This window comes from Actinosynnema sp. NPDC037264 (assembly GCF_055603705.1).
On the sequence record NZ_JBVJVK010000016.1, the window covers coordinates 34,095 to 60,539 of the forward strand.

Here is a 26,445-nt window from a genome sequence, read left to right on the forward strand (position 1 = left end):
TACCTATTGGCAGCCGACATATGTCGTCTGTCTACGTACCAAGGAGCCCTGGTGACCAAGCTGCTGCTCTCGGTCCACGTGATCGCCGCGATCCTCGCCGTCGGGCCGATCGCCGTGGCCGCCTCGCTGTTCCCCCGCTTCGCGCGCGAGTCGCCGACCGGCGTCGCCGCGTTCCTGCACCGGACGTGCCGCACCTACACCGTCGTCGGCGTCGCCGTGCCGGTCTTCGGCGTCGCCACCGGCGCGAGCCTCGGCGTGCTCGGTGACGCGTGGCTGCTGGTGTCCGTGCTGCTGACGGCGGTCGCGGCGGGCCTGCTGGCGTTGGCGATCCTGCCCGCGCAGCGGCGGGTGCTCGACGGCGCGACCGGTGCGGCGAAGCGGCTCGCCATGACGACCGGCGTGTTCAACCTGCTGTGGGCGGTCGTGGTCGTGCTGATGATCGTGCGCCCCGGCTCCACGACGGGGGCGTGACGTGAGACGGAAAAGCCCGGTGCGGTGGCCGGGTGGGCCACCGCACCGGGCTGTCCGCTACGCGATCAGCTCGCGGCGCAGGTCGGCGTGATGCCCGACGCCGAACCGGTGCCCTGGAAGCCGAACTCGGTCGACATCCCGGCCGGGACGCTGCCGTTGTAGCTGACGTTGCGCCACTGGACGGTGCCCGTGTTGCCGCTGCGATCGGCGCTCCACGCGTTGGTGACCGACACGCCGGACGGCAGGTTGGTCGTGACCGTCCACCCGTTGATCGCCGACGATCCGGCGGTGACCTTCACCGTGGCGACGAACCCACCGTTCCAGGAGTTCAGCGACACCGAAGCGGTGCAGCCACCCGGGCCGGGGATCGTGGTGGTGGTCGTCGTCGTGGTGGTCGTGGTGGTGGTGTCGGTCGTGGTCGTCGTCGTCGACGTGGGCACGGTGGTGCCGCCGCTGTTGAGGGCGTTGAGGGTGGAGGTGTAGGCGGGCTTCTTGTTGCCGGAGCCGTCGAACAGCAACGGGGTGCCCGAGGCGCGCCACGAGTCGGTGTCGCGGATGCCCCACACGGTGATGCCGGTGCAGCGGGCGACCGCGAGGCACGCCTTCACGACGCGCTCGTAGTTGGAGGCCTGCGCGGAGCCGGAGCCCTCGATGTCGAGCTCGGTGATCTGCACGTCCACGCCGAGGTTGGCGAAGTTCTGCAGCGTGGTCTGGTAGTTGCTCGGCACCGGGCTCTGGCTGTTGAAGTGCGACTGCAACCCGACGCAGTCGATCGGCACGCCGCGGGACTTGAAGTCCTGGACCATCCGGTAGACGGCCTGGGTCTTGGCGTGGGTCCAGTCGTCGGTGTTGTAGTCGTTGTAGCAGAGCTTCGCGCCCGGGTCCGCCGCCCGCGCCGCCCGGAACGAGGCCTCGATCCAGTCGTTGCCGGTGCGCTGGAGGTTGGAGTCACGACGCGCACCCGAACTACCGTCCTGGAACGCCTCGTTCACCACGTCCCACGCGTAGATCTTGCCGCGGTAGTAGGTGGCGACCTGGGTGACGTGGTTGAGCAACGCGGACCGCAGCGCACTGCCCGACATGCTCTGCATCCACCCCGGCTGCTGCGAGTGCCACGCCAGGGCGTGGCCACGCACCCGCATGCCCTGACTGCGTGCGTGGTTGACGATCCGGTCCCCGTTGGTGTAACTGAACCTGTTCTGCTGCGGCTCAGTCGCGTCCATCTTCATCTCGTTCTCGGCCGTCACCATGTTGAACTCACGGTTCAGGATCCCCATGTACGTGGAGTCGCCCATCCTGCCCGCGGCGACAGCCGTGCCGAAGTAGCGGCCCGACTCGGCCGCGGAGGCGCCGAGAGTGGTCCCTGCGCTGGCCGACGTCGCCAGGAGCACCGCGGCACCCGTGGTGGCGGTGACCAACGTCGACACGAGTGCCGCTCGCAACACTGACCTCGATGTCAGCTTCATGTTTGCACCTTCTGGGAGCACCTGCGGGTTCGGCAGGTGGTGGTTGGGTTGCTCGGGCGACCCGGACCGCCGGAGCGGGGTGATCCGGATCCGCACACTTGGCGAGGGAGGGCCCGGTGCCACGGGATTCCTCCACGCCAACGACAGTTCGTTGAGTTCGGTCCTCCAGAGCGTGCGCGGCGCAGGCCGGAACCGTCGGGGGCGGCACCCGACCGCGTCCGGCCTGAAACTTTTAGAAGTATTAACCGAAACAGATAGGTCTGGCAAGCACCGAAAATCGGCAGCCTTTCGGGCCTGCGCAGGCTCCGACCTGGCCGTCGACCAGGTCATCAGGCACCCGAACTCAGCCGAAACGGTTCACCGCAGCCCGACCTCCTGGCCCATAAACCCTGTTGAGACACCATATGGCGGCCCTCTGAACCGATACCGGCCGCCGCCATCCGACACCGGGTGCCATATTCGGCCAACTTCGAAACTGTTCGAAAGAAGATTCGCAACTTTATCGGTCCGCGTGGTCCGATTACCGGCAGTCGGATTACGCCGATCGCACCTGTGCCGACCCGTTCGGCCGCACCGCTACAGCGGCCAACCCGTGTACGCCTCGGCGAGGTGCGTGGCGGCGGCCGTGCTGGAGGTGACCAGTTCCAGCTCGCCCAGCTGCCGCTTCACGTCGAACGGCGAGCCGGCCGGGTCCGTGTGCAGCATCGACGTCATCCACCACGAGAAGTGCTGCGCCCGCCACACCCGGCGCGCCGCGGTCGGGGCGTAGGCGTCCAACGACTCGGTGGACCCGGCGCCGAAGTACTCCTCCAACGCGCGGGCGAGCACGACGACGTCCGCCACCGCGAGGTTGAGTCCTTTCGCGCCGGTGGGCGGCACGACGTGCGCGGCGTCCCCCGCCAGGAACAGCCGGCCGTGCCGCATCGGCTCGCACACGTAGCTGCGCATCGGGATCACGCCCCGGTCGAAGATGCGGCCCTCCGCCAGGCCGAACCCGTCGCCCGCGACCCGCGCGTTCAGCTCGGCCCAGATCCGGTCGTCGCTCCAGTCCTCGGCGCGCTCGTCGGGGTCGCACTGGAAGTACATCCGCTGCACCTGCGGCGTCCGCGTGCTGATCAGCGCGAACCCGCGTTCGGAGTGGGCGTAGACGAGCTCCTTCGAGGACGGTGGCGCCTCGGCCAGGATGCCGAACCACCCGAACGGGTAGGCGCGGAAGTAGTCGGTGCGCTCGCCGTCCGGGATGGAGCGCCTGCTGACGCCCGACGAGCCGTCGCACCCGGCGATCACGTCGCAGCGCAGCTCCACCGGCGTGCCGTCGGCGTCGGTGAAGGAGATGACCGGCTCGTCGGACGTGACGCCGTGCAGCGCGACGTCGCTCGCCTCGAACCGGATGTCGGCCCCGGCCGCGAGCCGTGCCGCGATCAGGTCCTTGAGCACTTCGTGCTGCGGGTAGAGCCACACCGCCCGGCCGGTGAGCCCGGCGAAGTCGATCCGGTGGCCCTGGCCGCCGAACCGCAGCTCGATCCCCTCGTGCCGCGCGCCCTCGGCCAACGCACGCGCGCCGACACCCATGGCGGACAGCAGCTCCACCGTGCCCTGCTCCAGGACGCCGGCGCGGATCGTCTGCTCGATCGCCGCACGGCTGCGCGTCTCGACGACCACGGAGTCGATGCCGCGCTCGGCCAGCAGGTGGGACAGCACCAGGCCGGCGGGGCCCGCGCCGACGATTCCGACTCTTGTTCGCATGGGTCAACCCAAGGGCGGCGTGCGACCGTTCGCCAGGATCGACTTCCACTGGGTGAAAGTCGCGGCGATTCCGCGCCGGCCGGGCGGATACGTTCGGTGTCCGGCGTTCGAAGGAGGACCTGCATGGCGGTCAACCGCGACGCGCCCCGGCGCTCGATGGCCGGGCGGGCGCTGGCGCTGCTCGGCGTGTTCGACGCCGAGCACCCGCGGCTCACGCTGACCGAGCTCGCGCGGCGCGCGGACCTGCCGTTGGCGACGGTGCACCGGTTGGCCCGCGAGCTGGTGTCGTGGGGCGCGCTGGAACGTGACGCGGACGGGGGCTACAGCATCGGCCTGCGCCTGTGGGAGGCGGCGACGTTGGCGCCGGTGGCCGGTCGGCTGCGGGAGGTCGCGCTGCCGTTCATGCAGGACCTCTACGAGGCGACGCGCGAGAACATCCACCTCGCCGTGCACGACGGCTTCGACGCGCTGTACGTGGAGAAGCTCTCCGGCCACCGCTCCGTGCCCATCATCTCCCGGATCGGCGCCCGGCTGCCGCTGCACGCGACGGGCGTCGGCAAGGCCCTGCTCGCCCGCGCAGACCCGGAGTTCGTGCGCCGCTACCTCGCCCGGCCGCTGCGCCGCCACACCCGGTACACGATCACCGAGCGGGCGCGGCTGGCGCGCGACCTGCGTGCCACGGCGGAACGCGGGTACGCGCTGACCAACGAGGAGATGACGCTCGGCTCGTGCTCGGTCGCCGTCGCCATCCCGGCGGACGGCCACGAGCCGCCCGGCGCGCTGGGCATCGTGGTCCGCTCGGTGCGCACCGACCTGCACCGCCTCGTGCCGGACCTGCGTGCGGCGGCGGACGCGATCGCACGGCGGCTGGACGACCTCGCGCAACGCGGGGTGTGGACGTAGGACGCGCGGGGTCAGGGGACGGAGACCGAGCTGAGGTCGCGGGTGCCTGTCTCCTTCAACGCCAGCACGCACACCACGGTCAGCAGGCAGAACGCGGCGATGGTCGACGAGATGAGCGTCAACCCCTGCCCATCGGTCGCCCGCTGGATCTCGGCGAACAACAGCGGCGCGATCCCCGCGCCCAGCCCGGCGACCTGGTAGCCCAGGGACGCGCCCGTGTACCGGTTCTCCGTGCTGAACAGCTCGCTGTAGAGAGCCGCGAGCGGCCCGTACATCATCGGGTGGATCACGCCCTGGCCCAGCACCAGCGCCACGGTCAGCAGCACCGTGTCACCGCTGTCCACCAACGGGAACAGCACGAACGCGTACACCGCCATCGCGATCGCGCCCGCCACCACGACCGGCCGCCGGCCGAACCGGTCCGACGCCGCCGCGAACCCGAGGATGCCCACGACGGCGCAGGCGGAGGACAGCGTGAGCGCGTTGAGCACGGTCTGCCGCGCGTGACCGGCCGCCACGCCGTGTGCCAGGACGAACGTCGTCAACGTCGACTGCGCCACGAACGCGGCCAGCCCCACACCGATGCCCAGCAGCAGCACGCGCGGGTGGTTGCGCAGCACCTCGACCACGGGCGCCCGCCGCTTGACGCCCGCGTCCAGCACCGCCTGGAACGCCGGTGTCTCGTCGACCCGGTGCCGCACGAACAACCCGACGCCGAGCAGCACGATGCTGAGCAGGAACGGGATCCGCCAGCCCCAGTCCAGGAACGCCCGTTCGCCCACCAGCGCGGCGGTCGCCGTCAGCGCCAACGTCGACAGCACCATCCCGCACGGCGCGCCGGCGTTGGTGAACCCGGCCCACAGCCCGCGCCTGCGGGTGGCGTGCTCGGCGGACATCAGCACCGCGCCGCCCCACTCGCCGCCGACCGCGATGCCCTGCACCACGCGCAGCGCGACCAGGCCGACCGGCGCGAGCCAACCCACCTGGGCGTAGGTGGGCAGCAGTCCGATGAGGAAGCTGGCCACGCCCATCAACGTCATGGTCAGCACGAGCATCCGCTTGCGGCCCAACAGGTCGCCGAAGTGTCCGAACAGGACCCCGCCGAGCGGGCGGGCCAGGTAGCCGGTGGCGAACGTGCCGAAGCTCGCGATGGTGGCCACGAGCGGGTCGAGGGAGGAGAAGAAGACCTTGTTGAACACCACGGCTGACGCGGTGGCGTAGAGCAGGAAGTCGTAGTACTCGATCACGCTGCCGACGAAGCTCGACGCGACGGCGCGGCGGAGTTGGACGTTGGGTGCGTTCGGCGTGGTCGACATGGTGGTGGCCCCCTCAGGGGTAGTGCCGGTACACGGCGCGCGCGACGCACGCCGGCTTGTCCGAGCCGTCGATCTCGACGGTGAAGTCCAGCACCAGCTGGACGCCGTCGCCCGCGACCTCGTCCGCCGAAGCGACGCGACCCGCGAGCCTGATCTTGTCCCCGACGCGCACCGGGCTGGGGAAGCGCACCTTGTCCAGCCCGTAGTTGACGCTCATCCGGACGCCGTCGACCGCCAGCAGCTCCCCGAACATGGGGATGATCAGCGACAACGTGAGGTAGCCGTGCGCGATGGTCGTGCCGAACGGTCCCGCGGCCGCCCGCTCGGGGTCGACGTGGATCCACTGGTGGTCGTCGGCGGCGTCGGCGAAGGCGTCCACCCGGTCCTGGGTGATCTCGCGCCACCCGGTGTGCCCGAGGTCGTGCCCGGCCAGCGCGAGGAGTTCCGACGCTCCGGTGACGGTGGTGGTCATGTGCGCTCCGAGTCCGTGGTGTCGAGGCCGAGCAGCCTGGCCGCGTTGTGCTTGAGGATCTTGGGGCGGACGGCGGGCTTGAGGTCGAGCGCCTCGAAGTCCGCCAGCCAGCGGTCCGGCGTGATCACCGGGTAGTCCGAGCCGAAGAGCACCTTGTCCTGCAGGAGTGAGTTCGCGTAGCGGACGAGCTGCGGCGGGAAGTACTTGGGCGACCACCCGGACAGGTCGATGTGCACGTGCGGCTTGTGCGTGGCCACCGCCAACGCCTCGTCCTGCCACGGGAACGACGGGTGCGCCAGGATGATCCGCAGCTCCGGGAAGTCCACGGCCACGTCGTCCACCAGCACGGGGTTCGAGTGCTTCAGGCGGATGCCGCCGCCACCGGGCAGGCCCGCGCCGATCCCGGTCTGCCCGGTGTGGAACAGGGCGGGCACGCCGAGTTCCTCCATGACCTCGTACAACGGGTACGCCATGGGGTCGTTCGGCGCGAAGCCCTGGAGGCTGGGGTGGAACTTGAAACCGCGCACGCCGTGCCGCTCGACCAGCGCGCGCACCTCCCGCGCGCCCGCACGGCCCTTCCACGGGTCGACGCTCCCGAACGGGATCAGCACGTCGGAGTGCTCGGCGCAGTTCTCGGCGACCTCCTCGTTCGAGATCCGCGGGTGGCCGGTGGCGTGCTCGGCGTCGACGGTGAAGACGACCGCCGCCATCCGCCGTTCCCGGTAGTACGCCGCGGTCTCGTCGACGGTCGGTTGGCGGTGGCCGTGCGCGCCGAAGTACGTCGCCGAGGCGGCCAGCAGTTCCGGGCTCAACGAGGGGTGGCCGTCCCTCGACACCTCGGCGTGCGTGTGCACGTCGATGGCCACGAGCTCGTCCAGGGCGAGGACCACGTCAGGCCTCCGGCGGTGTCGGCGCCGGGATGCCGAAGGTCTCCGGTTCCGCGCCGACGCCGCTCGCCCACGACTCGGCGATGGCGTCCGCGGTCCACCCGCCGTCGGCGAGCGCCACCGCCTTCTCGCGGGGGTGCGCCCAGAGGGCGAGCCGGTCGCCGCCGATGCCGATGGCCTGGCCCGTGATCCGCCGTGCCGCGTCGGAGGCCAGGAAGACGATCAACGACGCGACGTCCTCCACCGTGCCGAGGCCCTCGTCGCGGCGCAACCAGTCCGGGAACGGCGCGCCGGTGCGCTCGGCCTCCTCGATGACGGGCGCGAACGCCGGGATGGTCCGGGTCATCTCGGTCGCGGCGACCGGCACCACGGCGTTGACCGCGATGTCCGCGCGGGCCAGCTCGAGCGCCCACGTGCGGGCCATCGCGACGATGCCCGCCTTCGCCGCCGCGTAGTTGGTCTGCCCGAAGTTGCCGCGCTGACCGGCGGGCGAGGAGATCAGCACCAGGCTGCCGCCCCGACCCTGCTCCCGAAGATGGATCGCGGCCGCGCGGGCGCAGGTGAACGTGCCGCGCAGGTGCACGTCGACCACCGCGTCGAAGTCGTCGTCGGACATCTTCCACAGCACGCGGTCGCGCAGGATGCCGGCGTTGGCGACCAGGACGTCGAGCCCGCCGAACTCCTCGACGGCGGTCGCGACCAGCCGGTCCGCGGTCGAGGTCGGACCGACCGGCGCGACCACGGCGACCGCGCGTCCGCCGTCGGCCGCGATCGTCTTCACCACCGCGTCCGCGGCCTCCGCGTCCACGTCGTTGACCACGACCGCCGCGCCCGCCCGCGCCAAGGCTTCCGCGTACGCCCGGCCCAGACCACGGCCACTGCCGGTGACCACCGCGACCTTTCCCAGCAACTCCATGCCGGCGAACATACGGCACTTTTGTGACGGCGGTCCAGAGTCTGCCCAACATTGGGGGTGTGGAGGTGGGGTGGGATCGGTGTGGCGGCGCGGCGGCGCGGGGTGAGTTCGGCTCGATTTGACATGGGGCCCCTACGGGCACTCCAGGCAGGCCAAAGCCGGCAGGCCCGGCGGGGAAAAGCGTCCCGCCAGGCCTGCCGGCTTCGACCAGCCTAAAGCACCCGAACCCATGTCAAATCGGGCCTAGGTGGGGATGTGGCGGGTCCGTTGTGGGTAGTTGGTGAGGGCCTCGGAGGTGGAGGCCCGTTGTGGTAGTTGGGTGAGGGCCTCAGAGGTGTGGAGGTCGGTGAACCGGGTGCGGGCTCCCGGCGCGGTGGGCGGGAGCCCGCACGGGGCTCAGGGCGGCTCAGGGCGTCACAGGGTCCGCTCCAGGTGGTCCGACATCAGCCGGACGAAGCGGGACGGGTCGGGCAGGTCGCCGCCCTCGGCGAGCAGCGCCATGCCGTGGAGCAGCTCGGCCGACTCGGCGAGCGACGGGTCCTCGCCGCCGCGGTCGGCGAAGGCCTTGTGCAGGCCGGAGACCAGGGCGTGGTCGGGGTTGAGCTCCAGGATCCGCTTGACCGGCGGCAGCTCCTGGCCCATCGCCCGGTACATCTTCTCCAGGGTCGGGGTCAGGTCGTGCGCGTCGCCGACGACGCACGCGGCCGACGTGGTCAGGCGCGAGGACAGCCGCACCTCCTTGACCTGGTCGGTCAGGGTGGAGGTCATCCAGGTCAGGAAGTCGGCGAAGTCCTTCTGCCGCTCCTCCGCCCGCGCCTTCTCCTCCTCGGTCTCCAGGTCGACCTGCCCCTTGGCGATCGACTGGAACGTCTTCTCCTTGTACCCCGGCACGGCGTCGACCCACATCTCGTCGATCGGGTCGGTGAGGATCAGCACCTCGAAGCCCTTGGCCCGCAGCGCTTCCAGGTGCGGCGAGTTCTCCACCGTGGCCCGCGAGTCGCCGGTCATGTAGTAGATGTGCCGCTGGTCGTCCTTCATCCGCTCGACGTAGGCCGCGAGCGTGGTCGGCTTCTCCGCGTCGGCCGTCGAGGCGAACGAGGCGATGTCGAGGATGGCGTCGCGGTTGTCGGGGTCGGCGAGCAGGCCCTCCTTGACCGCGCCGCCGAACTCGCGCCAGAACGTCTCGTAGGACTCGGGCTTGTCGGCCATCATGGCCTTGACGGTCGAGAGCACCTTCTTCACCAGCCGCCGGCGCACCTGCTGGATCTGGCGGTCGTGCTGGAGCAGCTCGCGCGACACGTTGAGCGACAGGTCCTGGGCGTCCACCACGCCCTTGACGAACCGGAGGTACTCCGGCATCAGCTCTTCGCAGTCGTCCATGATGAAGACGCGCTTGACGTAGAGCTGCACGCCCCGCTTGCGCTCGCGCATGAACAGGTCCAGCGGCGCCTGGGACGGGATGAACAGCAGGGCCCGGTACTCGAACACGCCCTCGCCGTGCATCCGGATCGTCTCGAGCGGCTTGTTCCAGTCGTGGCTGACGTGCCGGTAGAACTCGGCGTACTCCTCCTCGGTGACCTCGGAGGCGGGCCGCGCCCACAGCGCCTTGCGCGAGTTGATCGTGGTCGGCTCGGCGCCGTCCTCCGCGGCCAGCCGGATCGGCCAGGTGATGAAGTCGGCGTACTTCTTGACGATCTCGGTGATCTTCGCGGTCGACGTGTAGTCGGCGAGGTGGTCCTCGGGGTCGGCCGGCTTGAGGTGGAGGGTCACGGAGGTGCCCTGCGGCGCGTCGTCGACGTCCTCGATCGTGTAGGTGCCCTCGCCGGTGGACTCCCACCGGACGCCCTCCGCGCGCGGGTGCCTGGTCACCAGCGTGACCTTGTCGGCGACCATGAACGAGGAGTAGAAGCCGATGCCGAACTGGCCGATGAGGTCCTGCGAGGCGGCGGAGTCCTTCGACTCCTTCAGCTTCTGCAGGAACTCGGCGGTGCCGGACTTGGCGATCGTGCCGATGAGCCCGATCACGTCCTCGCGGGTCATGCCGATGCCGTTGTCCCGGATCGTGAGCGTGCGCGCCTCCCGGTCCACCTCGATGGCGACGTGGAGGTCCGACGTGTCCGCGACCAGGTCCTTGTCCCGGAACGTCTCCAGCCTGAGCTTGTCCAGCGCGTCCGAGGCGTTGGACACCAGCTCGCGCAGGAACGTGTCCTTGTTCGAGTAGACCGAGTGGATCATCAGCCGCAGGAGCTGACGCGCCTCCGACTGGAACTCGAGCGTTTCCACGTTCGTCCTTTCTGTTCGACCTTCGTCGAATCGTCATCGTATCCAGTCGTCCGGCGGACCGGGACACCACCGAAAACCGGTCGATCAGCGGGGTCGGCGATCTCTATGGTTCACCCGGAATCCAGTGGTGGGAGGGGTCATGCGCACGCCGTACCCGCGCACGCCGCACCTGCCGTGGTCGCCCGGCGCGTCGGCGGACGACGTGCGGGTCGCCGACCTGGACGCGCTGAGGGGCCGTGAGGTGGTGGTCACCGAGAAGCTCGACGGCGAGAACACCACCCTGTACGCCGACGGGGTGCACGCGCGGTCGCTCGACTCGGCGCACCACCCGTCCCGGTCGTGGGTCAAGGGGCTCCAGGGGCGGATCGGGTCGCGGTTGCCCGCAGGGTGGCGGATCTGCGGCGAGAACGTCTACGCACGTCACTCGATCGGGTACGACGACCTGGAGAGCTGGTTCTACGGGTTCTCCGTGTGGGACGGCGACCGCTGCCTGGACTGGGACCGGACCGCGCGGTTCCTGCGCGACCTCGGCGTGCCCGTGCCGCCGGTGCTGTGGCGCGGGGTGTTCGACGAGCGGGCGTTGCGCCGGCTGCGCGTCGACGCGGCGCGGCAGGAGGGGTTCGTCGTGCGGACCGCCGAGGGGTTCGGGCGGGCCGAGTTCGGGCGGCGGGTGGCGAAGTGGGTGCGCCCGCACCACGTGCGGACCGGCACGCACTGGATGGCGGCGCCGGTGGTGGCGAACGGGCTCGGGCCCGGCTCCGTGCTGTGGGACGTGCGGTCGGGCGCGCCGTTCGAGCTGTCCGCGCTGCTCGACGCGGTCGGGCTCGACGGTGACGAGGGCGACGTGGAGCCGGCCGCGGCGGTGGCGGCGGGGTTGAGCGGGGAGGCCCGGCTGGCGGGGGTGCTGGCGGTGGCGGCGCGCCGGCTCCGGCGCGGGCGGGTGATGTCGTTGCTGGCGGGTCCGGTCGGGGTCGGGGTGGCGCGGCGCGTCGGCGATCTCGTGGGGTTGCACCGGCTGCTGCACGAGCCGTTCCCGGACGAAGCGCGGCGGGCCGGGCTGCTGCGCTTCTCGACCGCGGTGGACCTCGACGTGCTGCACGCCGTGTCGGCCGCCGTCGCGCCCGGCGCGGACGCGCGTGACCAGGTGGCCTGGTCCGCCTTGCACGCGGAGGACGTCGGGTCGTTCGACCGGTTGCGGTCGGGGCTGCGCGAGCGCTCGGGGCCGGCCGCCGACCGGTGCTGGGCCGAGGCGCGGGACGCGGGCATCCGGGCCGGGCGGGTGCCGGACGTGGAGGAGGCCGTCGCCGCGACGTGGCGGTGGCGTGCCGGCGGGTTCGGGTCGGTGGTGCACCTGGTGGGGTTGTCGGGCAGCGGCAAGTCGACGTTCGCCGCGGGGCTGCCGGCCGACGTCCGGGTGTCGTTGGACGACCTGCGCGAGGAGGCGGGTGACCGGGCCGACCAGCGGGTCAACGCCCGGGTGCTGCGGGCGGGGCTCGACCGGCTCGACGCCGCGCTGCGCGCGCGCCGGACCGTGGTGTGGGACGCGACGTCGCTGGTCGAGCCGCAACGGGCGTTGGTGCACGCGGTCGCGCGGCGGCACGATGCGATGGTGACGCACGCGGTGGTGCTGGTCGACGAACGGGAGGTCGCCCGGCGCAACGGGTCGCGGGCGCACGCCGTGCCGGCCGCGGTGCTGGACGCCCAGGCCCGGCGGTTCAGCCCGCCCTACCCGTGGCAGGCCCACCGCACGTGGTACGTCGGCGCGGGCGGCGCCGTGGAGTCCGCGGACGATTCCGGGGAGCCGTGATGCGCACGAGCGAGCAGGTCTACCACCAGGTCCGCTGGGATCCGCGCTTCGACCCGGCGCGGTTCGTGCTGGGCGTGCAGCAGCGCGGGGTGGGGCCCAAGCGGATCGCGCTGCCCGCGTTCACGCCGGGCGGTGAGGTGCCGTGGCACCGGGTGCTGTTCGTGGAGGCGGACGGCGAGGTGGTGTGGGACCGGGCCACCGGGCTGGACCGGGTCGGCGAGTCGGCGGCGGGCCGGGTGCGGGCACCGCGCCTCCTGCGTGCGCCGGTCTTCACGGCGAGCACCCCGCACGCCTGGGACCCGTTGCACGGCTGGGTCCCCGCCGGCGAGGTCACGTCGGTCGTTCGCGACCCGTCTCCCGGGGGTCGCGCTTTTCGAGGTCGGGCGCTCAGTGGCGAGGCCGGCTCCGGCCGGGCTTCAGAGGCGGCGCGATTCCTCACGTGGAACGTGCTGTGGGACCGCTACGACAGCGATCGCATCGACACGGCCCGCCGCCGTCCGCTGCTGTTCGGCGAGCTGGCGGCGGCCGACGCGGACGTGATCGCGTTGCAGGAGGTCGAGCCCGACCTGCTCGCCGCGCTCATCGCCCAGCCGTGGGTGCGTGCGGGCTACACGCTCGACGTCGACCCGACCGGGCCCGACGTCGACCGCACCGGGCTGGTGGTGTTGAGCAGGCTGCCGGTGCTGGAGGCCGCCCGGTTCCCGCTCGGCTCGCACAAGGCCGTCGCCGCGATCGTGGTGGAGACCGCCGGCGGGCCGCTCGTCGTCGCGGCCACCCACCTGACCAGCGATCACACCGCGAACGGGCAGGCCTTGCGGAAGGCGCAGCTCGGGCGGGTCGCGGAGGCGTTCGCCGGGGTGGCGGGCGACGTGGTGCTGGTCGGCGACTTCAACGACGGCGGCCGGCGGCCGGCCGCCGCGCTCGGGATGCGCGACGCGTGGCTGGAGGCGCGTGACGACGAGCCGCCGACGTTCGACCCGGTGGTGAACCCGCTGGCGGCGGTGTCCTCGCTGTCCGGCCGCCGGTCGCGGCTGGACCGGGTGTTCGTGCGCGGCGGGTGGCGGTGCGTCGGCGCGGAGCTGGTCGGTGATCGGCCCGTCGACGGCCGGTTCGCCTCCGACCACTACGGGGTGCTGGCGCGGTTGGCGGCCGTCGTGCCGTCCGCCGGTGTGCTCGACTCGGCGCCGACGCCGCGGACCGCGGTGGTGTGGCTGCCGGGGCCGTGGGAGGAGGTCGAGCGGGTGCGGCGGGAGCACGACTACCGGGCCGACCGGTGGCCGCCGCACGTGACGCTGCTGTTCGGGTTCGTGCCGGAAGCCGACTTCGACGGGGCCGTGCCGCTGCTGGCCGAGGCGGTCGCCGGTGTGCCGCCGTTCCCGGTGGTGGTGGACGGCGTGCGGGAGTTCGGGCCGGGTGTGGTGTGGCTCGACCCGGCGGCGGCCGGTGCCACGCCGTGGAGGGCGCTGCACGACGCGGTGCGGCGGCCGTTCCCCGCCTGCCGGACCAGGGACGACTTCACCCCGCACCTCACCGTCGGCCGCTCGCGGCAGGCGGCGGAGCGGGTCGGCGCGCGGTCGGGCCGGGTGGACGAGGTGGTGGTGCTGTCGAGGCGGGGCGACGGGCCCATGCTGCCGCGCGCGGCGGTCGCGCTGGGCACCGGCGAGGTGCGGTGGTTCGAGGAGCCGGCCACCCCGCCGGGACCGTCGCTGGACGCGGTGGCCGACCGCGTCACCCGCGCCTTATCGGCTGCGCTCGGCACCCGGTCGGGCGCGCCGGACGTGGTGCACGTCGTCGGCTCGCGGCGGATGGGGTGTGGGTTGCCCGAGGCCGACCTCGACCTGGTCGTCGAGGTGGCGGATTCGACGACCGTGGCCGAACGGGTCGCCGCCGCGCTGCCCGGGGTGGTTGTCCGGCCGGTGGTCGGTGCGCGGTCGCCCGGGTTCCGCTTCGTCGTGGACGGGCTCGGGGTGGACCTCGCGGTGGCGGCGGGCGACGGGGTGGCGTTGAGCGCGGTCGGTGACGCGGAGGCGGTGCGGGCGGCGGTCGGTGGGCGGGGTGAGGACTTCGCGCGGTTGGCCCGGGCGGTCAAGGGGTGGGCGCGGGCGCGTGGTCTGGACTCGGCGCCGTTCGGCGGTGTGCCCGGGCTGGGGTGGTCGGTGCTCGCGGCGCGGACCGTGCGCGAGTGGGACGGGCCGGACCTGCTCGCCGGGTTCTTCGCGACCTGGGCGGCGTGGGACTGGCGTGACCCGATCGGTTTGGCGACCGCCCCGGAGCGCACCGGCGCGCCGGTGACGATCATGACGCCGACCGCGCCCGTGCGCTCGTGCACCGAGCAGGTCGGCCCGGGGTTCCGCGACCTGCTGACGGCCGAGCTGTACCGGGCGTGGGAGCTCGTGGAAGCGGGAGCTCCCGGGCTGTCCGCACCGCCCGACGCGCACCGCGTGCACGCCGCCTGGGCGCTGGTCACCGTGCCGCACGACCTGGTCGGCCCGGTCCGCGGCCGGATGCGGGCGTTGCTCACGGCGTTGGAGGTGGCGGGGACGCCGGACGCGCACGCGTGGCCGCGGCCGGTCGAACGCACGCCGGACGCGGTCCGGTACGCGATCGGGTTGGGCCGGCGCCCGGTGTCTCCCGCGGCCCTCGCCGATGTGGTTGCCTCGTGGCGGAGCGGGCTGCGCGGTGTCGACGTCGTCCGGGTGGGCAACGGCGACGTGCCGACCCTGCGCTGAGCAGGCGATCGGTCGAGGAGGAGGGGGTTCTCGTGGAGTTCCAGGACGTGGTCCGGCGCAGGCGGATGGTGCGGGAGTTCACCGACGAACCGGTGTCGGACGAGAGCGTGCGGCGGATCATGCGCAACGCGTTGCGCGGCCCGTCGGCCGGGTACTCGCAGGGTCAGGCGTTCCTCGTGCTGCGCGGCGAGGAGACGGCGGCGTTCCACGAGTCGGTCCGGCAGCTGTGGACCGCGGACACCGCCAAGACCGCGCCGGTGATCGTGGTCGCGTTCGCGGTGAAGGACGCCTACCTGGACCGGTACGCCGAGCCGGACAAGGGGTGGACCGACCGGAGCGAGGACCACTGGCCGGTGCCGTTCTGGCACATCGACACCGGGATGGCCGTGCTGCTGATCCTGCAGACCGCGGTCGACGAAGGGCTCGGCGCGGTGTACTTCGGCATCGCCGAGGAGGACTTCGACCGGCTGCGCGCGGAGTTCGGCGTGCCCGCGAGCCACGTGCCGATCGGCGCGATCGCGATCGGGCACGGCGCGGAGCAGGGCGTCTCGGAGGGCGCGTCACCGTGGACCCGGAGGCGGCGGCCGTTCGAGGAGGCCGTGCGCTTCGGGCGCTGGTAGCCGGCCGCGCTGCCCGTGCGGCGTGCCGCACGGGCAGCGCGCGGGTCAGTCGGACTTCGTGCCGTACACCCGGTCGACCTTGATCGTCACGAGCACCCGCCGGTCGGACACCATGGCCGCCCGGTACTCGTCCCAGTCGGGGTGCTCGCCCGCGGCGCGGCGGTAGTAGTCCACCAGCCCCTCGACCTCCGGGCCGTGCGGGTCCGTGCTCGGCCCGGCGATCGTGGCCGTGCCCTCGACGGTGGCCCACTTCCACCCGTCCTGGCTGGTCACCTCCAGCGCGACCCGGGGGTCGCGGCGCAGGTTCGCGACCTTGGCCGTCCCTTCCGTGGTCGACACCCGGATGACGCCCGCCTCCTGGTCGTAGGAGGGCATGATCGGGGAGAGCTGGGGACGGCCGTCGGCCTTGATCGTCGCGAGCACGCCGATCTTGCTCTGGGCGAGCAGCGCGTGCGGGTCGAATCCTGTCTCGGTCATGCAGGCACCAACCTCCGGCCGACCGCCGCGTATTCCACGTTCCGCCGCACTTTCAGGTGAACTCCGTGCCCCCACCAGGATTCGAACCTGGACTGGTCGCGTTCTGAGCGCGATGCCTCTTCCGTTGGGCTACAGGGGCTTGGTGCGGTTCCGGGGATTCGAACCCCGACTGGACTGGCCCTCAACCAGACGCCTCTACCACTTGGGCTAGAACCGCGAGCGGACGCGCTCCGCGAAACGACGAAGCCGCCCGGATCGGTCTCCCGATGGGCGGCTCCCGCAGTCCTGACGCGGTCACGTCACGGCGGGGAGTCCGCAAGACCCAGCAGGAGCAGGAGCTCGTGCTGCCGCATGTCCGCCATGACTCCCGCCCTTCCGCTGTGGTGTGCGATCAGCTTGCCCCGAACCACCGGGCAGCGCAACGCTTTTATCGCACGGCCCGCACTATCCACTCAGGACAACGATCGCCCCGGCCTCCTCGGCAAGGTCGAGAGCGAGACCGCCGACGCCGCCAGGAGCAGCAGCATCGCCGTCGGGGCGAGGGCCGCCCACGGCGCGCGCTCCAGGTACGGCAGCGACTCGGCCAGCATCAGCCCCCACTCCGGCGTCGGCGGCGGCGCACCCAGGCCGAGGAAACCCAACGACGCCAGGGCCAACGCGATACCGGGCAGCCGCAGCACGGCGTGCCGCGCGACCGGACCCGCCACCGCGGGCAGCACGTGCCGGGTCAGGACCCAGGACGGCGCCGCGCCCAGCGCACGCACCGCGGCGACGTGCGTGGCCGCGCGGTTCTCCCGCACCAGCGCCGCCGCGTGGGCGGCCAGCGGCGGCCACGACACCAGGCCGACCGCGATGGACGCGCCGACCGCGCCCGGACCGACGGTCGCCGCGACCAGGATGCCCGCGATCACGGGCGGCACGGCGTTGGCGGTCTCGGCGGCGCCCTCGGCCAGGCCGGGCAGGAAGCCGAAGACCAGCGCCACCGCGAACGAGCACGCGCACACCAGCACCGTGACGCCGAGCGTGGCCGCCGCACCGTGCCCCACCCTGGCCAGCACGTCACGGCCCAGCGCGTCCGTGCCGAACGGGTGCGCCCACCCCGGCGGCGCGAGCCGGGCCGCCGCGTCCACCCGCAGCGGCTCACCCAGCAGTCCCCAGCAGACGACGACCACCGGCACCACCGCGCCCACCACGACGACCACGCGGTGCGGCAGGCCGACCGGGGCCGTCACGGGCGGTGGAGCAGGCAGGACCGCGTCGCGCAGCGCCTGCCCGAGCATCCGCCGCCGGACACCGGCCACGAGCGCGCCGCCCACCAACCCGAGCAGCACGAGCGCGAGCACGGACCCCTGCAGCAGCGGCAGGTCCTGCGCCTCCGCGGCGCCCAGCGCGGTCCGGCCGAGGCCAGGCACGGCGAACACCACCTCCACCGCGACCGCTCCCCCGGTCAGCCCCACGGCGACCAGACCGAACTGCGGCAGCACGGCGGGCAGCGCACGACGTGCCGCGGCCCGCCCGATCACCCCCGGCGAACACCCCCACGACCGCCACAGCACGACCCAGCGCTCCTCGAACACGGCGGGCAGCGCGTCGTCCACCAGCCGGCCGAGGATGCCGCCCGCCGGCAGGCCCAGCGCCAACGCGGGCAGCACCAGGTGCTGCGGCCCCCGCCAGCCGTAGGGCGGGAACCAGCCGAGCCACACCGACAGGACCACCAGGAGCACCGTGGCCAGCAGGAACTCGGGCAACGCGGCCGGCACCGCGGCGGTGGCGCCGGTGCGCGCCCGTGCCGTCCCCCTGGCGCCGCGCACGACCGTCGACGCCGACAGCGCGGCGGCCAGCGCCAACGCCACCACCAGCGCCGCGCCCATCAGCGCCAGCGAGACGCCCAGCGCGGACAGCACGGAGGGCAGCACCTCGCCGCCACCGACCCACGACCGGCCGAGGTCGCCCCGCAGCGCGCCCGCGAGCCAGTCGCCGAACAACGCCACCGGCCCGGCGTCCAGCCCCAGTTCGCGGCGCACCGCGTCCAGCGCCTCCGCCGTCGGCTCCTGCTCGGCGGAACGGGCGCGCAGCACCGACAGCGCCGGGTCGCGCCCGGACAGCCACGGCAGCAGGCCGATCACCGCGACGACCGCGGCGAGCCCGCCAGCGCGGGAGACCAGCGCGGTCACCGCAGGCGGGTCGCCGACGTGATCAGCGTGCGCTCGCGCGGGTCCTTGGCCGAGTCGACCACCGACGTCGCGTCGCCCTGGATCACGCGCTCGTGCAGCATCGGGATCGCCGCGTCGGTCCGCAGCACCGCCGCCTCGGCCGCCAGGATCGCGGCCCGCCGCTGCTCGCCCGCCTCGGTGGCGGCGGCGGTCCGCACGGCCGCGTCCACGTCACCGTCGCACAACCGGGCGATGTTGAAGGAGCCCGCGCAGGTGAAGTCCGACTGGAGGTACGCGACGGGGTCGCCCGAGTCCAGCACGGTCGCCCGGGACAGGATGAACGCGTCGAACTTCCCGGCCAGCGCGTCCTCCTCGATGTGCGCGTACTCGCGCACGACCTGGGTGACGGTGAACCCCGCGTCCTGCAACTGCTGTTGCAGCACCGAGGCGACCTCGGGCAGCTCGGCGCGGTCGGAGAACGTGGCCAGGGTGATCGGGACGCCCTTCGGGTCGGAGGCCTTGGCGCGCTCGGCGAGCGGGGCGCGTCCGGCCGCGGCCCACGGCAGCGCGGGTCCGAGCAGCCCTCCGGCCACGTCGGCGCGGCTCTCGTAGACGCTCCGGACGATCTCAGCGGCGTCGATCGCCTCGCGTGCGGCGGCGCGCAGGCCCTGGTCCTGGAACGGTCCCGCCTTGGTGTTCAGGTACAGGGTGTTGGTGCGCGGCATCGGCACCTCGGTGATCGTCGCCTGGTCGAGCAACGCCGCCTGCGAGACCGGCACGGCTTCCGCGACGTGCGCCTCACCGCTGCGGATCGCGGCGGCACGGGCGGTGCCGTCGGGGACGAACGACACGTCGATGCCCTCGGCGGCGGCCTTCGGGCCCCAGTAGCCGTCGTAGCGGTCGAGGGTGGCGGTCGTCGTGCCGTTCACCGCGACCAGGCGGAACGGTCCGGTGCCCGTGCCGACCGGGTCGACCTTGCCGTCCGCGCGGTAAGCGCTCTCCGCGAGGATCGCCAGCTGCGGTGACGAGAGCCGTTGCGGCACCAGCGGGTCGGGTGTGCCGGTCGTGACGACGACGGTGTCCCCCGCCGCCTCGGCGGTCAGCTCGACGCCGTCGAGGATGCGCGGCTTGGGCGAGGCGGCGGTGGCGCGGGTGAGGGTGTTGGCGACGGCCGCGGCGGTCAACGCGGTGCCGTCGTGGAAGGTCACGCCCTGGCGGACGGTGAACTCCCAGGCCTGCTCCGAGATCCGCCGCCACCCGGTGGCCAGGCCGGGCCGCGCGTCGCCGTCCGCGTCGAGGGTGACCAGCGTTTCCGCGGTCGACCAGCGCGAGAGCTTGAACGCGTCGTCGCTGAACGGGGTCAGGCCCGAACGCGGCGGTTGCAGCATCGCGAGCTTGATCCGCCCGTCGGACGGTTCCGCGGCAGGGGCGAAGCAGCCGGTCAGCAGCAGGGCGCACGCCACGAGAGCGGCGGCGGAGGAGCGGTGGCGCACGGATCGTCCCAGCGTTCGGTGACAGGGCGCCGTGAACCTAACAAGATGATTATCGTTCCCAATAGCGGATGTGGGCACCGCCACGTGAGGCGGGCGTCGCGGCCTGCCTCACGTGGTCGGGCGCGCGTGACCAGGCCGAAGGCGATAAGCAGCGTGACCAGCTACGGCGTCGTTCGGCGGACGACTACCATCCCCCGCATGCCGGAACCCCGGGCGCTCGCGGACCTGTCGTTCGCCGCCTACCTGGAAGACCACGACGGCGGGCGACTGGAGTCGGGTGGTGACTACAACGTCGTCCACATCGCCGACCGGGAGTTCCCCGAACCCGCCGCCGGCAACGCGCGGTTCAGCGAGTCGGCGCTGTCCGCGGTCCGGTTCACCGAGGGCACGCTGCGGCGGTCGCGGTTCAACGACGTGTGGCTGCACGGCGTCCAGGTCATCGGCACCGACCTGGCCGAAACCGGGTGGCTCGACGCGGAGGTGGTGAACAGCGCGTTCGCCGGGGTGGCGATGTTCGAGGCCGGCCTGAGCCGCGTCACGTTCTTCGGCTGCAAGCTGGTCTCGGTCAACCTGCGCGGCGCCGCGCTGCGCGAGGTCGCGTTCGTCAACTGCGTCCTGCGCGACGTGGACTTCACCGAGGCCGAGCTGACCGACGTCACGTTCCCCGGCTCGACGCTCGAAGACCTCCGGTTCGAGGGCGTGAAGCTGAAGAAGGTCGACCTGCGCGAGGCCGCCGAGCTGGGCATCCGCGACGGGTTCGCCTCGTTGCGCGGCGCGACGATCACCTCCACCCAGGCGATCGACCTCGCGCCGGCGTTCGCCCACACGCTCGGCATCGTCATCAAGGACAGCTGAGCTCCCACGGGCTCACGGCACGGGCAGGGTGATCCGGAACGTCGCGCCCGAGCCGGGTTCGGCGGCGGCCGTGACCGTGCCGCCGTGCGCCTCGACCAGGTGCCGGGTGATGGCCAGGCCCAGGCCGCTGCCGCCGGTGCTGCGGCTGCGCGACTTGTCCGCCCGCCAGAACCGCTCGAACACGTGCGGCAGGTCGTCCGGCGCGATGCCGACGCCGGTGTCGGCCACCTCGATCACGACGCCGCCGTCGAGCCGGGCCGTGACGGTCACCGCGCCACCGGCCGGCGTGTAGCGGATCGCGTTGGTGACCAGGTTCTCCACCGCCTGCCGCAGCCGCACCGGGTCGGCGACCAGGAACAGCTCCCCCTCGGTCCGCGCGGTGACGGCGACGTCGCCGTTGGCGTGCGCGGCCACCACCTGCTCGATCACGTCGGCCGCGTCGATCGGCTCCGGGTGCAGGCGCAACGTGCCCGCGTCGGCCTGCGCCAGGTCGTGCAGGTCGTCCACGAGCCGTTGCAGCACCAGGGATTCCTCCGCCAGCAACGCCACCAGCCGCTGGTCGGTCGCCGCGACGCCGTCCTGGGCCGCCTCCAGCCACCCGGTGACGTTGCTCAACGGCGTCCGCAGCTCGTGCGCGACGTCGCCGACCATCGCCTGGCGCTGCCGCTCGGTGTCGGCGAGCTTGGCCGACATGGCGTTGAACGACCTGGCCAGCTCGCCGATCTCGCCCTTGGCCGCGGTCACGCGCACCTCCCGGTCGCCCGCGCCCATCCGCTGGGTCGCGGCCGTGAGCGCGCGGATCGGCCGGACCAGGTGGTTGGCCGTCAGCCAGGACGCGAGCCCGGCCAGGGCCAGGATGCCGAGCGCCGTCCACGCGATGCGCGTGACGCCCGCCGTGGACAGGTCGACGGTCGCCGGTCGCGCACCCGTCGGTTCGGTCAGGAACAGCAGGGCGGCGGGTGCGACGTACGGCGCGAGCTGCTGGCGCCGGGCGGAGGCCAGGCACGCCGCTTCCGCGGGCGTGCTCTCCGCGGTCGGGCGCGGCCAGTCGGAGCCGTCCCGCGCCAGCCACGGCGTCAAGGCCGCCTTCAGAGCCGAGGCTCCGGGACAGCCCTTGACCAGCTCGTACAGTTCGGCGCCCGCCTTGTGCTCCGTCTCCGTGGGCGTGTACAGCGCGTCCTCCACGGGGCACTCGTCGTACCGGGCCGGCGGCAGGGTGCGCGGCCCGCGCAGCACCGGGCGCCCGCTCGGCTGCACCACCACGGTCCGCCCGTCGCACGCGGCGACGGTCTCGGCCCGGGCCTGCAGGTCATGGCGTTCGGCCGGGCTGAGCTTGAACGGCCCGATCGCGCGGGGGTCGATCTCGTCCTCCACGCCCGGCTTGAGCACCGGGTTCACGTTCAGCGGGTCCACGACCACGGTCGGGTTCACCGGCAGCTGCGGCGAGCCGGCGTCACCGGAGTCCGCGATCGGCGCGCGGTCCCACGTGGTCAGCGCGATCCGCCGGCCGGTCTCGTCCGCGAGGGCGTCCACTGTGGACTGGACGTCGGCCCAGGACGGGTGGTCGGCCGCGTACCCGAGCAGCCGGTCGTAGATCGACGCGTCGGTGGCCAGCGCCTCGCCCTGCTCCTGGCGGATGCTGCCGGTGGTGGCCTGGGTGGCGAGCCAGGCGGTGACCGCGATGGACGAGCCCGCGATCAGCAGGGACACCGAGAAGATGCGGAAGAGCAGGCTCATACCAGCTTGTAGCCGATCCCGTAGACGGTCAGGAGCCGACGCGGCCGGCGCGGGTCGTGCTCGATCTTGCGGCGCAGCTTGACCACGTGCACGTCCACGGTCCGCTCGGTGGTGAAGCCGTCCTGGAGCAGCTGGCCGCGGGTGAACACCCGGTGCGGCTGGGCGGCCAGGGTCGACAGCAACCGGAACTCGGTCGGGGTCAGCACGACCGGCTCGCCGGCCAGCGTCACCTCGTGCCGGATCGGGTCGACCACGATGTCGCCGACCTTGAGCACGGCGGCGTTCGTGACGCGGGCGCGGCCGGCGCGGCGCAGGATCGTGCGGACCCGGGCGACGAGCTGGCGCGGCCGGAACGGCTTGGTCACGTAGTCGTCCGCGCCGAGGTCGAACCCCAGCAGCACCTCGTCCTCCGCCGACCGGGCGGTGAGCAGCACGATCGGCACGTCGGAGTCGGCGCGCAGCACGCGCACCACGTCCAGCCCGTCCACCGCCGGCATCATCACGTCGAGCACCAGCAGGTCCGGGTCGCGCCGGCGCGCCTCGTCGATCGCGGACCGCCCGTCGTGCACGACCACCACCGAGTGCCCGTCGTGCTCCAGGTAGCGGCGGACGAGCTCGGCCTGGTGGGGGTTGTCCTCGGCGACGAGGATGTGGGCGCACACGACCGCAGTATGCCGACCTTCACGGCCATCGAGCAGGACGACAACAGGTTCTTCACAGTTCGTCCCGATCTTGGGGAGCATGAACGTCCGCGTGGTCCTGTTCGCCTGTGGTGTCACCGCCCTGCTGTTGACGTTCGTCCAGTTCGTGGGCGAGCGCACCGCCGCCCGGTCCGCCGCGACGACCACTCAGCAGACCACGAGCGGTGTTGCGGTTCGGGCTGCTCCGAGTGTTCCGGCGGCGAGTACCACCACCGCCGAGCGGGTGTACGCGTCCAGCTCGGACCTGCCCGATGGCGGCCCGATCCCGGTCGAGGGCCACGGGACGTTCCACGCTGTGCCGGGGTCGTCGCCGGTCGTCGGTGCGGGGGTCGAGCGCACGTACGCGGTCGAGGTCGAGGACGGGGTCGTGTACGACGAGCAGGGGTTCGCCGCGTTCGTGCAGGAGACGCTGTCCGACCCCCGTGGCTGGACGGCGCGCGGTGACGTCGCGTTCCGGCGGGTGACCGGTCCCGCGGCCATCCGGATCCGGCTGACCTCGCAGAGCACCGCTCGCGCGGTGTGCGGGTACGAGATCCCGGTGGACGTGTCGTGCCGCAACGGCGGCTTGGTGCACCTGAGCGCGGCGCGGTGGGTGCGCGGGGCGGTCGCGTTCGACGGCGACCTGACCGGGTACCGGCGCTATGTGGTCAACCACGAGGTGGGGCACGCGTTGGGCGAAGGCCACCGGCCGTGCGCGGCGCACGGCGGGCTCGCGCCCGTGATGATGCAGCAGACGTTCAGCACGTCGAACGACGAGGTGGCCGCCATCATCGCGGGCGCGCCGCAGGGGGTGACGATTCCGACGGACGGCAAGGTCTGCCGCCCGAACGGCTGGCCGTTCCCCTGACGGCCGGTTGTCTTCGGTCGTACGCCGGGCGGGCGGTCCTCTTCCTGTGGCGCCGGTCTAGCGGCGGGTCGTTCCGGTGCCCTTGGGCGTGGCGCGCAGGCTGAAGTGCAGGTAAGGCGAGCCGTCCGGCAGCGTGTAGAACACCACCGGCACCCACGGCTCGTGCTCGTTGCGCCGTGCGGCGAACAACCCTTCCTCCACCGGCACGAGCACCGCGTTGGTCACCGCGTTGATGGCGGCGAGTTCGCCGATGCTCTCGCCGCGCAGGTGCAGCACGCCGTCCTGCTCGGTCACCTCGACGTCGTAGCCCTCGCGCACGTACGAACCGACGTACCGGGAGATGTCCACCTCGGGCGGCTCGGCGGGCGGCTCGAAGTCCGGCACCACGATGCCGGCGTGCTCGGCCAGCACCTCGGTGAACAACCGCTGGTAGACCTCGGCCGGCACGCCGCCGTTGGTGAGCAGCGCGATCGCCACGTTCGACTCGGGCACGACCCGCAGGAACGCCTTCTGCCCGACCGTCGCGCCGTCGTGCCCGATCACCGGACCGCCCGGCCAGTCGTAGACGATCCACCCGAGGCCCCAGCACATGCGCTGCGCCGGGCTGGCGGGCAGCTGCACGAACGGCCGGTGCATCGCGGCCACCTGCTCGGCGGGCAGGACCACCGTGCCGTCCGGCGCCCGGCCGCCGTCCAGGTGCAGCCGGGCGAAGCGGACGACGTCGGCGGCGGTGGCGTTGATCGTCCCGGCCGGGCCCGCGGACCTGGCCAGCCCCCACACGGGTGCGGGCACGGGCTCTTCGCCGGGTTCGCCGAGGTGGCCCAGGGCCGCGCGGAACCGCAGCACGTCCTCGGCCAGGGTCACCGTGCTGTGCGCGCCGATCGGGTCGAGCAGGCGTTCGCGCAGGACGTCGTCCCAGACCTGGCCGGTGAGCACCTCGATGATCCGGCCGAGCACGGTGAACCCGCTGTTGCAGTAGGACATCGTGGCGCCCGGCGGGTGGTTCTGGCCGAGATCCGCGCACGCCGCGACGTAGGCGGCCACGCAGTCGTCGCCGCGACCGGTGTCGTGGAAGAAGTCGCCGTCGATGCCGCTGGTGTGCGACAGCAGTTGGCGGGTCGTCACGGTCTTGGTCGCCACGGGGTCGGCCACGGCGAACTCCGGCAGCACGGTGACCACCGGCGCGTCCAGGTCGAGCGCGCCTTCGGCCACCAGCTGCATGATCAAGGTGGCGGTGTAGAGCTTGGTGATCGAGCCGATCTGGAACAGCGAGTCCGTGGTGGCCTCGACTCCGGTGCCGCGGTGCAGCACGCCGGTCGCGCACTCGTGGATCTCGCCGTCGACGAGGATCGCCAGTGAAGCGCCAGGCACCTTGTGCGCCTCGCACAGCTCCGCCAACCGTCGCCCCCAGTGGTTGATGTCCATCGCCCGCTCCCCCCGGATGGCGCGAAACTTTGCGAAAACCCTTCGTGTTGCCATACACCGTACCGATTTCCCCGTGCCGTGGGAGGGGTTTTACGGCTATGTCAGGGGGTTGTCGTCGGTCCAGGTGTAGTCCGGGGTCCGGTAGTCGCCACACCGGGTGAGGAGCTGGTCGAGATCGTGGTCCACCAGCAGCATGTCCCGGTAGGGCGGCTTGAGGAACCCCTCCTCCACCATGTGGTCGATCATCTTGATCAGGTGCGTGAAGTAGCCGTCGACGTCGAGCAGCGCGACCGGCTTGGTGTGGAGGCCGAGCTGGGCCCACGTCCACACCTCGAACAGCTCTTCCAACGTGCCCGCGCCGCCCGGCAGGGTCACGAAGGCGTCGGCCAGCTCGGCCATCAACGCCTTGCGCTCGTGCATGGAGTCGACCACGTGGAGTTCCGTGAGATTCTCGTGGGCCACTTCCCAGTCGACGAGGCTGCGCGGGATCACCCCGATGACCGAACCGCCGGCCGCCAGCGCGCCGTCGGCCAGGGCGCCCATCGTCCCGACCCGGCCGCCGCCGTAGACGACTTCGATGCCTCGTTCGGCCAAGGTGCGGCCGACCTCCCGTGCCACCTCGACGTGCCTCACCCGTCCGCTGGAGGAGCCGCAGAACACGCACATCCGCATGGGCACACCGTAGGTCAAGTTACGGGTGTGCTGCGTTGGGAGCGCGTGTGTTGAGTGTTCGGGTGGGTCGAGTTGAGCGTTTGGGTGCGGTGAGTTGGGTGTTCGGGTGCGGTGAGTTGGGCGGAGCGGTGGTGCTGTTCGGCTCGATTTGACATGGGGCCCTTACGGGCACCCCAGGCAGGCCAAAGCCGGGCAGGCCTGGCGGGAAAAGCGTCCGCCAAGCCTGCCCGGCTTCGACCAGCTTATGGCACCCGAACCCATGTCAAATCGGGCCTGGGTGCGGGTGCTGCGGTCCGTTGTGGGCGGGTGGGGTTTGGGGGTGGATCACTCGACTGGGCGGAGAATGCAACCTGGGACAACCCGAATCGCATGTCTTCCGTTAGCCGGATAAAACGGCCGGCCCGGCGGCGGGTACGGGTGGGTGGGGCGGTCGTTGAGCGGTTGTGCGGGCGGTTGTGCGGTTGTGCGG

Annotated in this window: 21 protein-coding genes and 2 tRNA genes; 7 read left to right on the forward strand and 16 right to left on the reverse strand. The window is 72.4% G+C overall.

From position 1 onward, the window contains the following. The first annotated feature begins 51 nt into the window (after window positions 1–51). Window positions 52–471 carry a hypothetical protein gene (locus ACZ7GX_RS19620; RefSeq protein WP_498778469.1) on the forward strand — a complete coding sequence of 140 codons (420 nt, stop codon included), beginning with the start codon at window positions 52–54 and terminating at the stop codon, window positions 469–471. A 65-nt stretch (window positions 472–536) separates the two neighbouring features. On the opposite strand, the gene ACZ7GX_RS19625 is transcribed toward ACZ7GX_RS19620, so the two are convergent. Further along, on the reverse strand, window positions 537–1,937 hold the full coding sequence (locus ACZ7GX_RS19625) for an endo-1,4-beta-xylanase (RefSeq protein WP_498778470.1): 1,401 nt from the start codon (window positions 1,935–1,937) through the stop codon (window positions 537–539). A 576-nt stretch (window positions 1,938–2,513) separates the two neighbouring features. Further along, a complete protein-coding gene (locus ACZ7GX_RS19630; protein WP_498778471.1) occupies window positions 2,514–3,683 on the reverse strand; it encodes a 4-hydroxybenzoate 3-monooxygenase in 1,170 nt (389 codons plus the stop codon). Between the two features lie 123 nt (window positions 3,684–3,806). Here ACZ7GX_RS19630 and ACZ7GX_RS19635 point away from each other — a divergent pair, with 123 nt between their 5' ends. After that, complete coding sequence (locus ACZ7GX_RS19635; RefSeq protein WP_498778472.1) at window positions 3,807–4,586, forward strand: IclR family transcriptional regulator; 780 nt, start codon at window positions 3,807–3,809, stop codon at window positions 4,584–4,586. Window positions 4,587–4,597: 11 nt separating this feature from the next. On the opposite strand, the gene ACZ7GX_RS19640 is transcribed toward ACZ7GX_RS19635, so the two are convergent. The 5 genes from ACZ7GX_RS19640 to htpG form a co-directional block, all read right to left on the reverse strand. Continuing rightward, on the reverse strand, window positions 4,598–5,902 hold the full coding sequence (locus tag ACZ7GX_RS19640; protein ID WP_498778473.1) for an MFS transporter: 1,305 nt from the start codon (window positions 5,900–5,902) through the stop codon (window positions 4,598–4,600). 13 nt (window positions 5,903–5,915) lie between these two features. Continuing rightward, window positions 5,916–6,374, reverse strand: coding sequence for a MaoC family dehydratase (locus ACZ7GX_RS19645; RefSeq protein ID WP_498778474.1), 459 nt, complete (start codon window positions 6,372–6,374; stop codon window positions 5,916–5,918). After that, complete coding sequence (locus tag ACZ7GX_RS19650; protein WP_498778475.1) at window positions 6,371–7,264, reverse strand: amidohydrolase family protein; 894 nt, start codon at window positions 7,262–7,264, stop codon at window positions 6,371–6,373. Before ACZ7GX_RS19650 ends, ACZ7GX_RS19645 begins: the two co-directional genes overlap by 4 nt. Window position 7,265: 1 nt before the next feature. Then, entirely contained in the window at window positions 7,266–8,177 is a 912-nt protein-coding gene (locus ACZ7GX_RS19655; RefSeq protein WP_498778476.1) for an SDR family oxidoreductase, read from the reverse strand. 414 nt (window positions 8,178–8,591) lie between these two features. Further along, entirely contained in the window at window positions 8,592–10,460 is a 1,869-nt protein-coding gene (gene htpG / locus ACZ7GX_RS19660; protein WP_498778477.1) for a molecular chaperone HtpG, read from the reverse strand. A gap of 139 nt (window positions 10,461–10,599) precedes the next feature. Between htpG and ACZ7GX_RS19665 the strand changes: the two genes are divergently transcribed. From ACZ7GX_RS19665 to ACZ7GX_RS19675, 3 genes are read left to right on the forward strand one after another with little or no spacing between them, the layout of a single operon-like run. Continuing rightward, window positions 10,600–12,267, forward strand: coding sequence for an RNA ligase family protein (locus ACZ7GX_RS19665; protein WP_498778478.1), 1,668 nt, complete (start codon window positions 10,600–10,602; stop codon window positions 12,265–12,267). Next, on the forward strand, window positions 12,267–14,996 hold the full coding sequence (locus tag ACZ7GX_RS19670; RefSeq protein WP_498778479.1) for an RNA repair domain-containing protein: 2,730 nt from the start codon (window positions 12,267–12,269) through the stop codon (window positions 14,994–14,996). The genes ACZ7GX_RS19665 and ACZ7GX_RS19670 overlap by 1 nt, the downstream gene beginning before the upstream one ends. 32 nt (window positions 14,997–15,028) lie before the next feature. Next, entirely contained in the window at window positions 15,029–15,616 is a 588-nt protein-coding gene (locus ACZ7GX_RS19675) for a nitroreductase family protein (protein ID WP_498778480.1), read from the forward strand. Window positions 15,617–15,661: 45 nt separating this feature from the next. Here ACZ7GX_RS19675 and ACZ7GX_RS19680 read toward each other — a convergent pair whose 3' ends face one another. The 5 genes from ACZ7GX_RS19680 to ACZ7GX_RS19700 form a co-directional block, all read right to left on the reverse strand. Then, the gene (locus tag ACZ7GX_RS19680; protein WP_498778481.1) at window positions 15,662–16,093 is read right to left on the reverse strand and encodes a PPOX class F420-dependent oxidoreductase; all 432 of its coding nucleotides are present in this window, start codon (window positions 16,091–16,093) and stop codon (window positions 15,662–15,664) included. A gap of 66 nt (window positions 16,094–16,159) precedes the next feature. Next, window positions 16,160–16,232: transfer RNA gene (locus ACZ7GX_RS19685), tRNA-Leu, on the reverse strand. Between the two features lies 1 nt (window position 16,233). After that, window positions 16,234–16,310, reverse strand: a tRNA-Leu gene (locus tag ACZ7GX_RS19690). A gap of 235 nt (window positions 16,311–16,545) precedes the next feature. After that, on the reverse strand, window positions 16,546–18,267 hold the full coding sequence (locus tag ACZ7GX_RS19695; RefSeq protein ID WP_498778482.1) for an ABC transporter permease subunit: 1,722 nt from the start codon (window positions 18,265–18,267) through the stop codon (window positions 16,546–16,548). Then, a complete protein-coding gene (locus ACZ7GX_RS19700) occupies window positions 18,264–19,739 on the reverse strand; it encodes an ABC transporter substrate-binding protein (protein WP_498778483.1) in 1,476 nt (491 codons plus the stop codon). The genes ACZ7GX_RS19695 and ACZ7GX_RS19700 overlap by 4 nt, the downstream gene beginning before the upstream one ends. 198 nt (window positions 19,740–19,937) lie before the next feature. On the opposite strand from ACZ7GX_RS19700, the gene ACZ7GX_RS19705 reads away from it, so the two are divergent. Continuing rightward, on the forward strand, window positions 19,938–20,594 hold the full coding sequence (locus ACZ7GX_RS19705) for a pentapeptide repeat-containing protein (protein WP_498778484.1): 657 nt from the start codon (window positions 19,938–19,940) through the stop codon (window positions 20,592–20,594). 12 nt (window positions 20,595–20,606) lie between these two features. Here ACZ7GX_RS19705 and ACZ7GX_RS19710 read toward each other — a convergent pair whose 3' ends face one another. Next, window positions 20,607–22,331: a sensor histidine kinase gene (locus ACZ7GX_RS19710; protein WP_498778485.1), complete on the reverse strand. Its 1,725-nt coding sequence runs from the start codon at window positions 22,329–22,331 to the stop codon at window positions 20,607–20,609. Next, entirely contained in the window at window positions 22,328–22,993 is a 666-nt protein-coding gene (locus ACZ7GX_RS19715) for a response regulator (protein ID WP_498778486.1), read from the reverse strand. Before ACZ7GX_RS19715 ends, ACZ7GX_RS19710 begins: the two co-directional genes overlap by 4 nt. A 79-nt stretch (window positions 22,994–23,072) precedes the next feature. Between ACZ7GX_RS19715 and ACZ7GX_RS19720 the strand changes: the two genes are divergently transcribed. Beyond that, the gene (locus tag ACZ7GX_RS19720) at window positions 23,073–23,879 is read left to right on the forward strand and encodes a DUF3152 domain-containing protein (RefSeq protein ID WP_498778487.1); all 807 of its coding nucleotides are present in this window, start codon (window positions 23,073–23,075) and stop codon (window positions 23,877–23,879) included. Window positions 23,880–23,936: 57 nt separating this feature from the next. Here ACZ7GX_RS19720 and ACZ7GX_RS19725 read toward each other — a convergent pair whose 3' ends face one another. Further along, window positions 23,937–25,304, reverse strand: coding sequence for a serine hydrolase domain-containing protein (locus tag ACZ7GX_RS19725; protein ID WP_498778488.1), 1,368 nt, complete (start codon window positions 25,302–25,304; stop codon window positions 23,937–23,939). A 96-nt stretch (window positions 25,305–25,400) separates the two neighbouring features. Next, window positions 25,401–25,976, reverse strand: a complete 576-nt coding sequence (locus ACZ7GX_RS19730; protein WP_498778489.1) for an LOG family protein — start codon at window positions 25,974–25,976, stop codon at window positions 25,401–25,403. Window positions 25,977–26,445 lie beyond the last annotated feature (469 nt).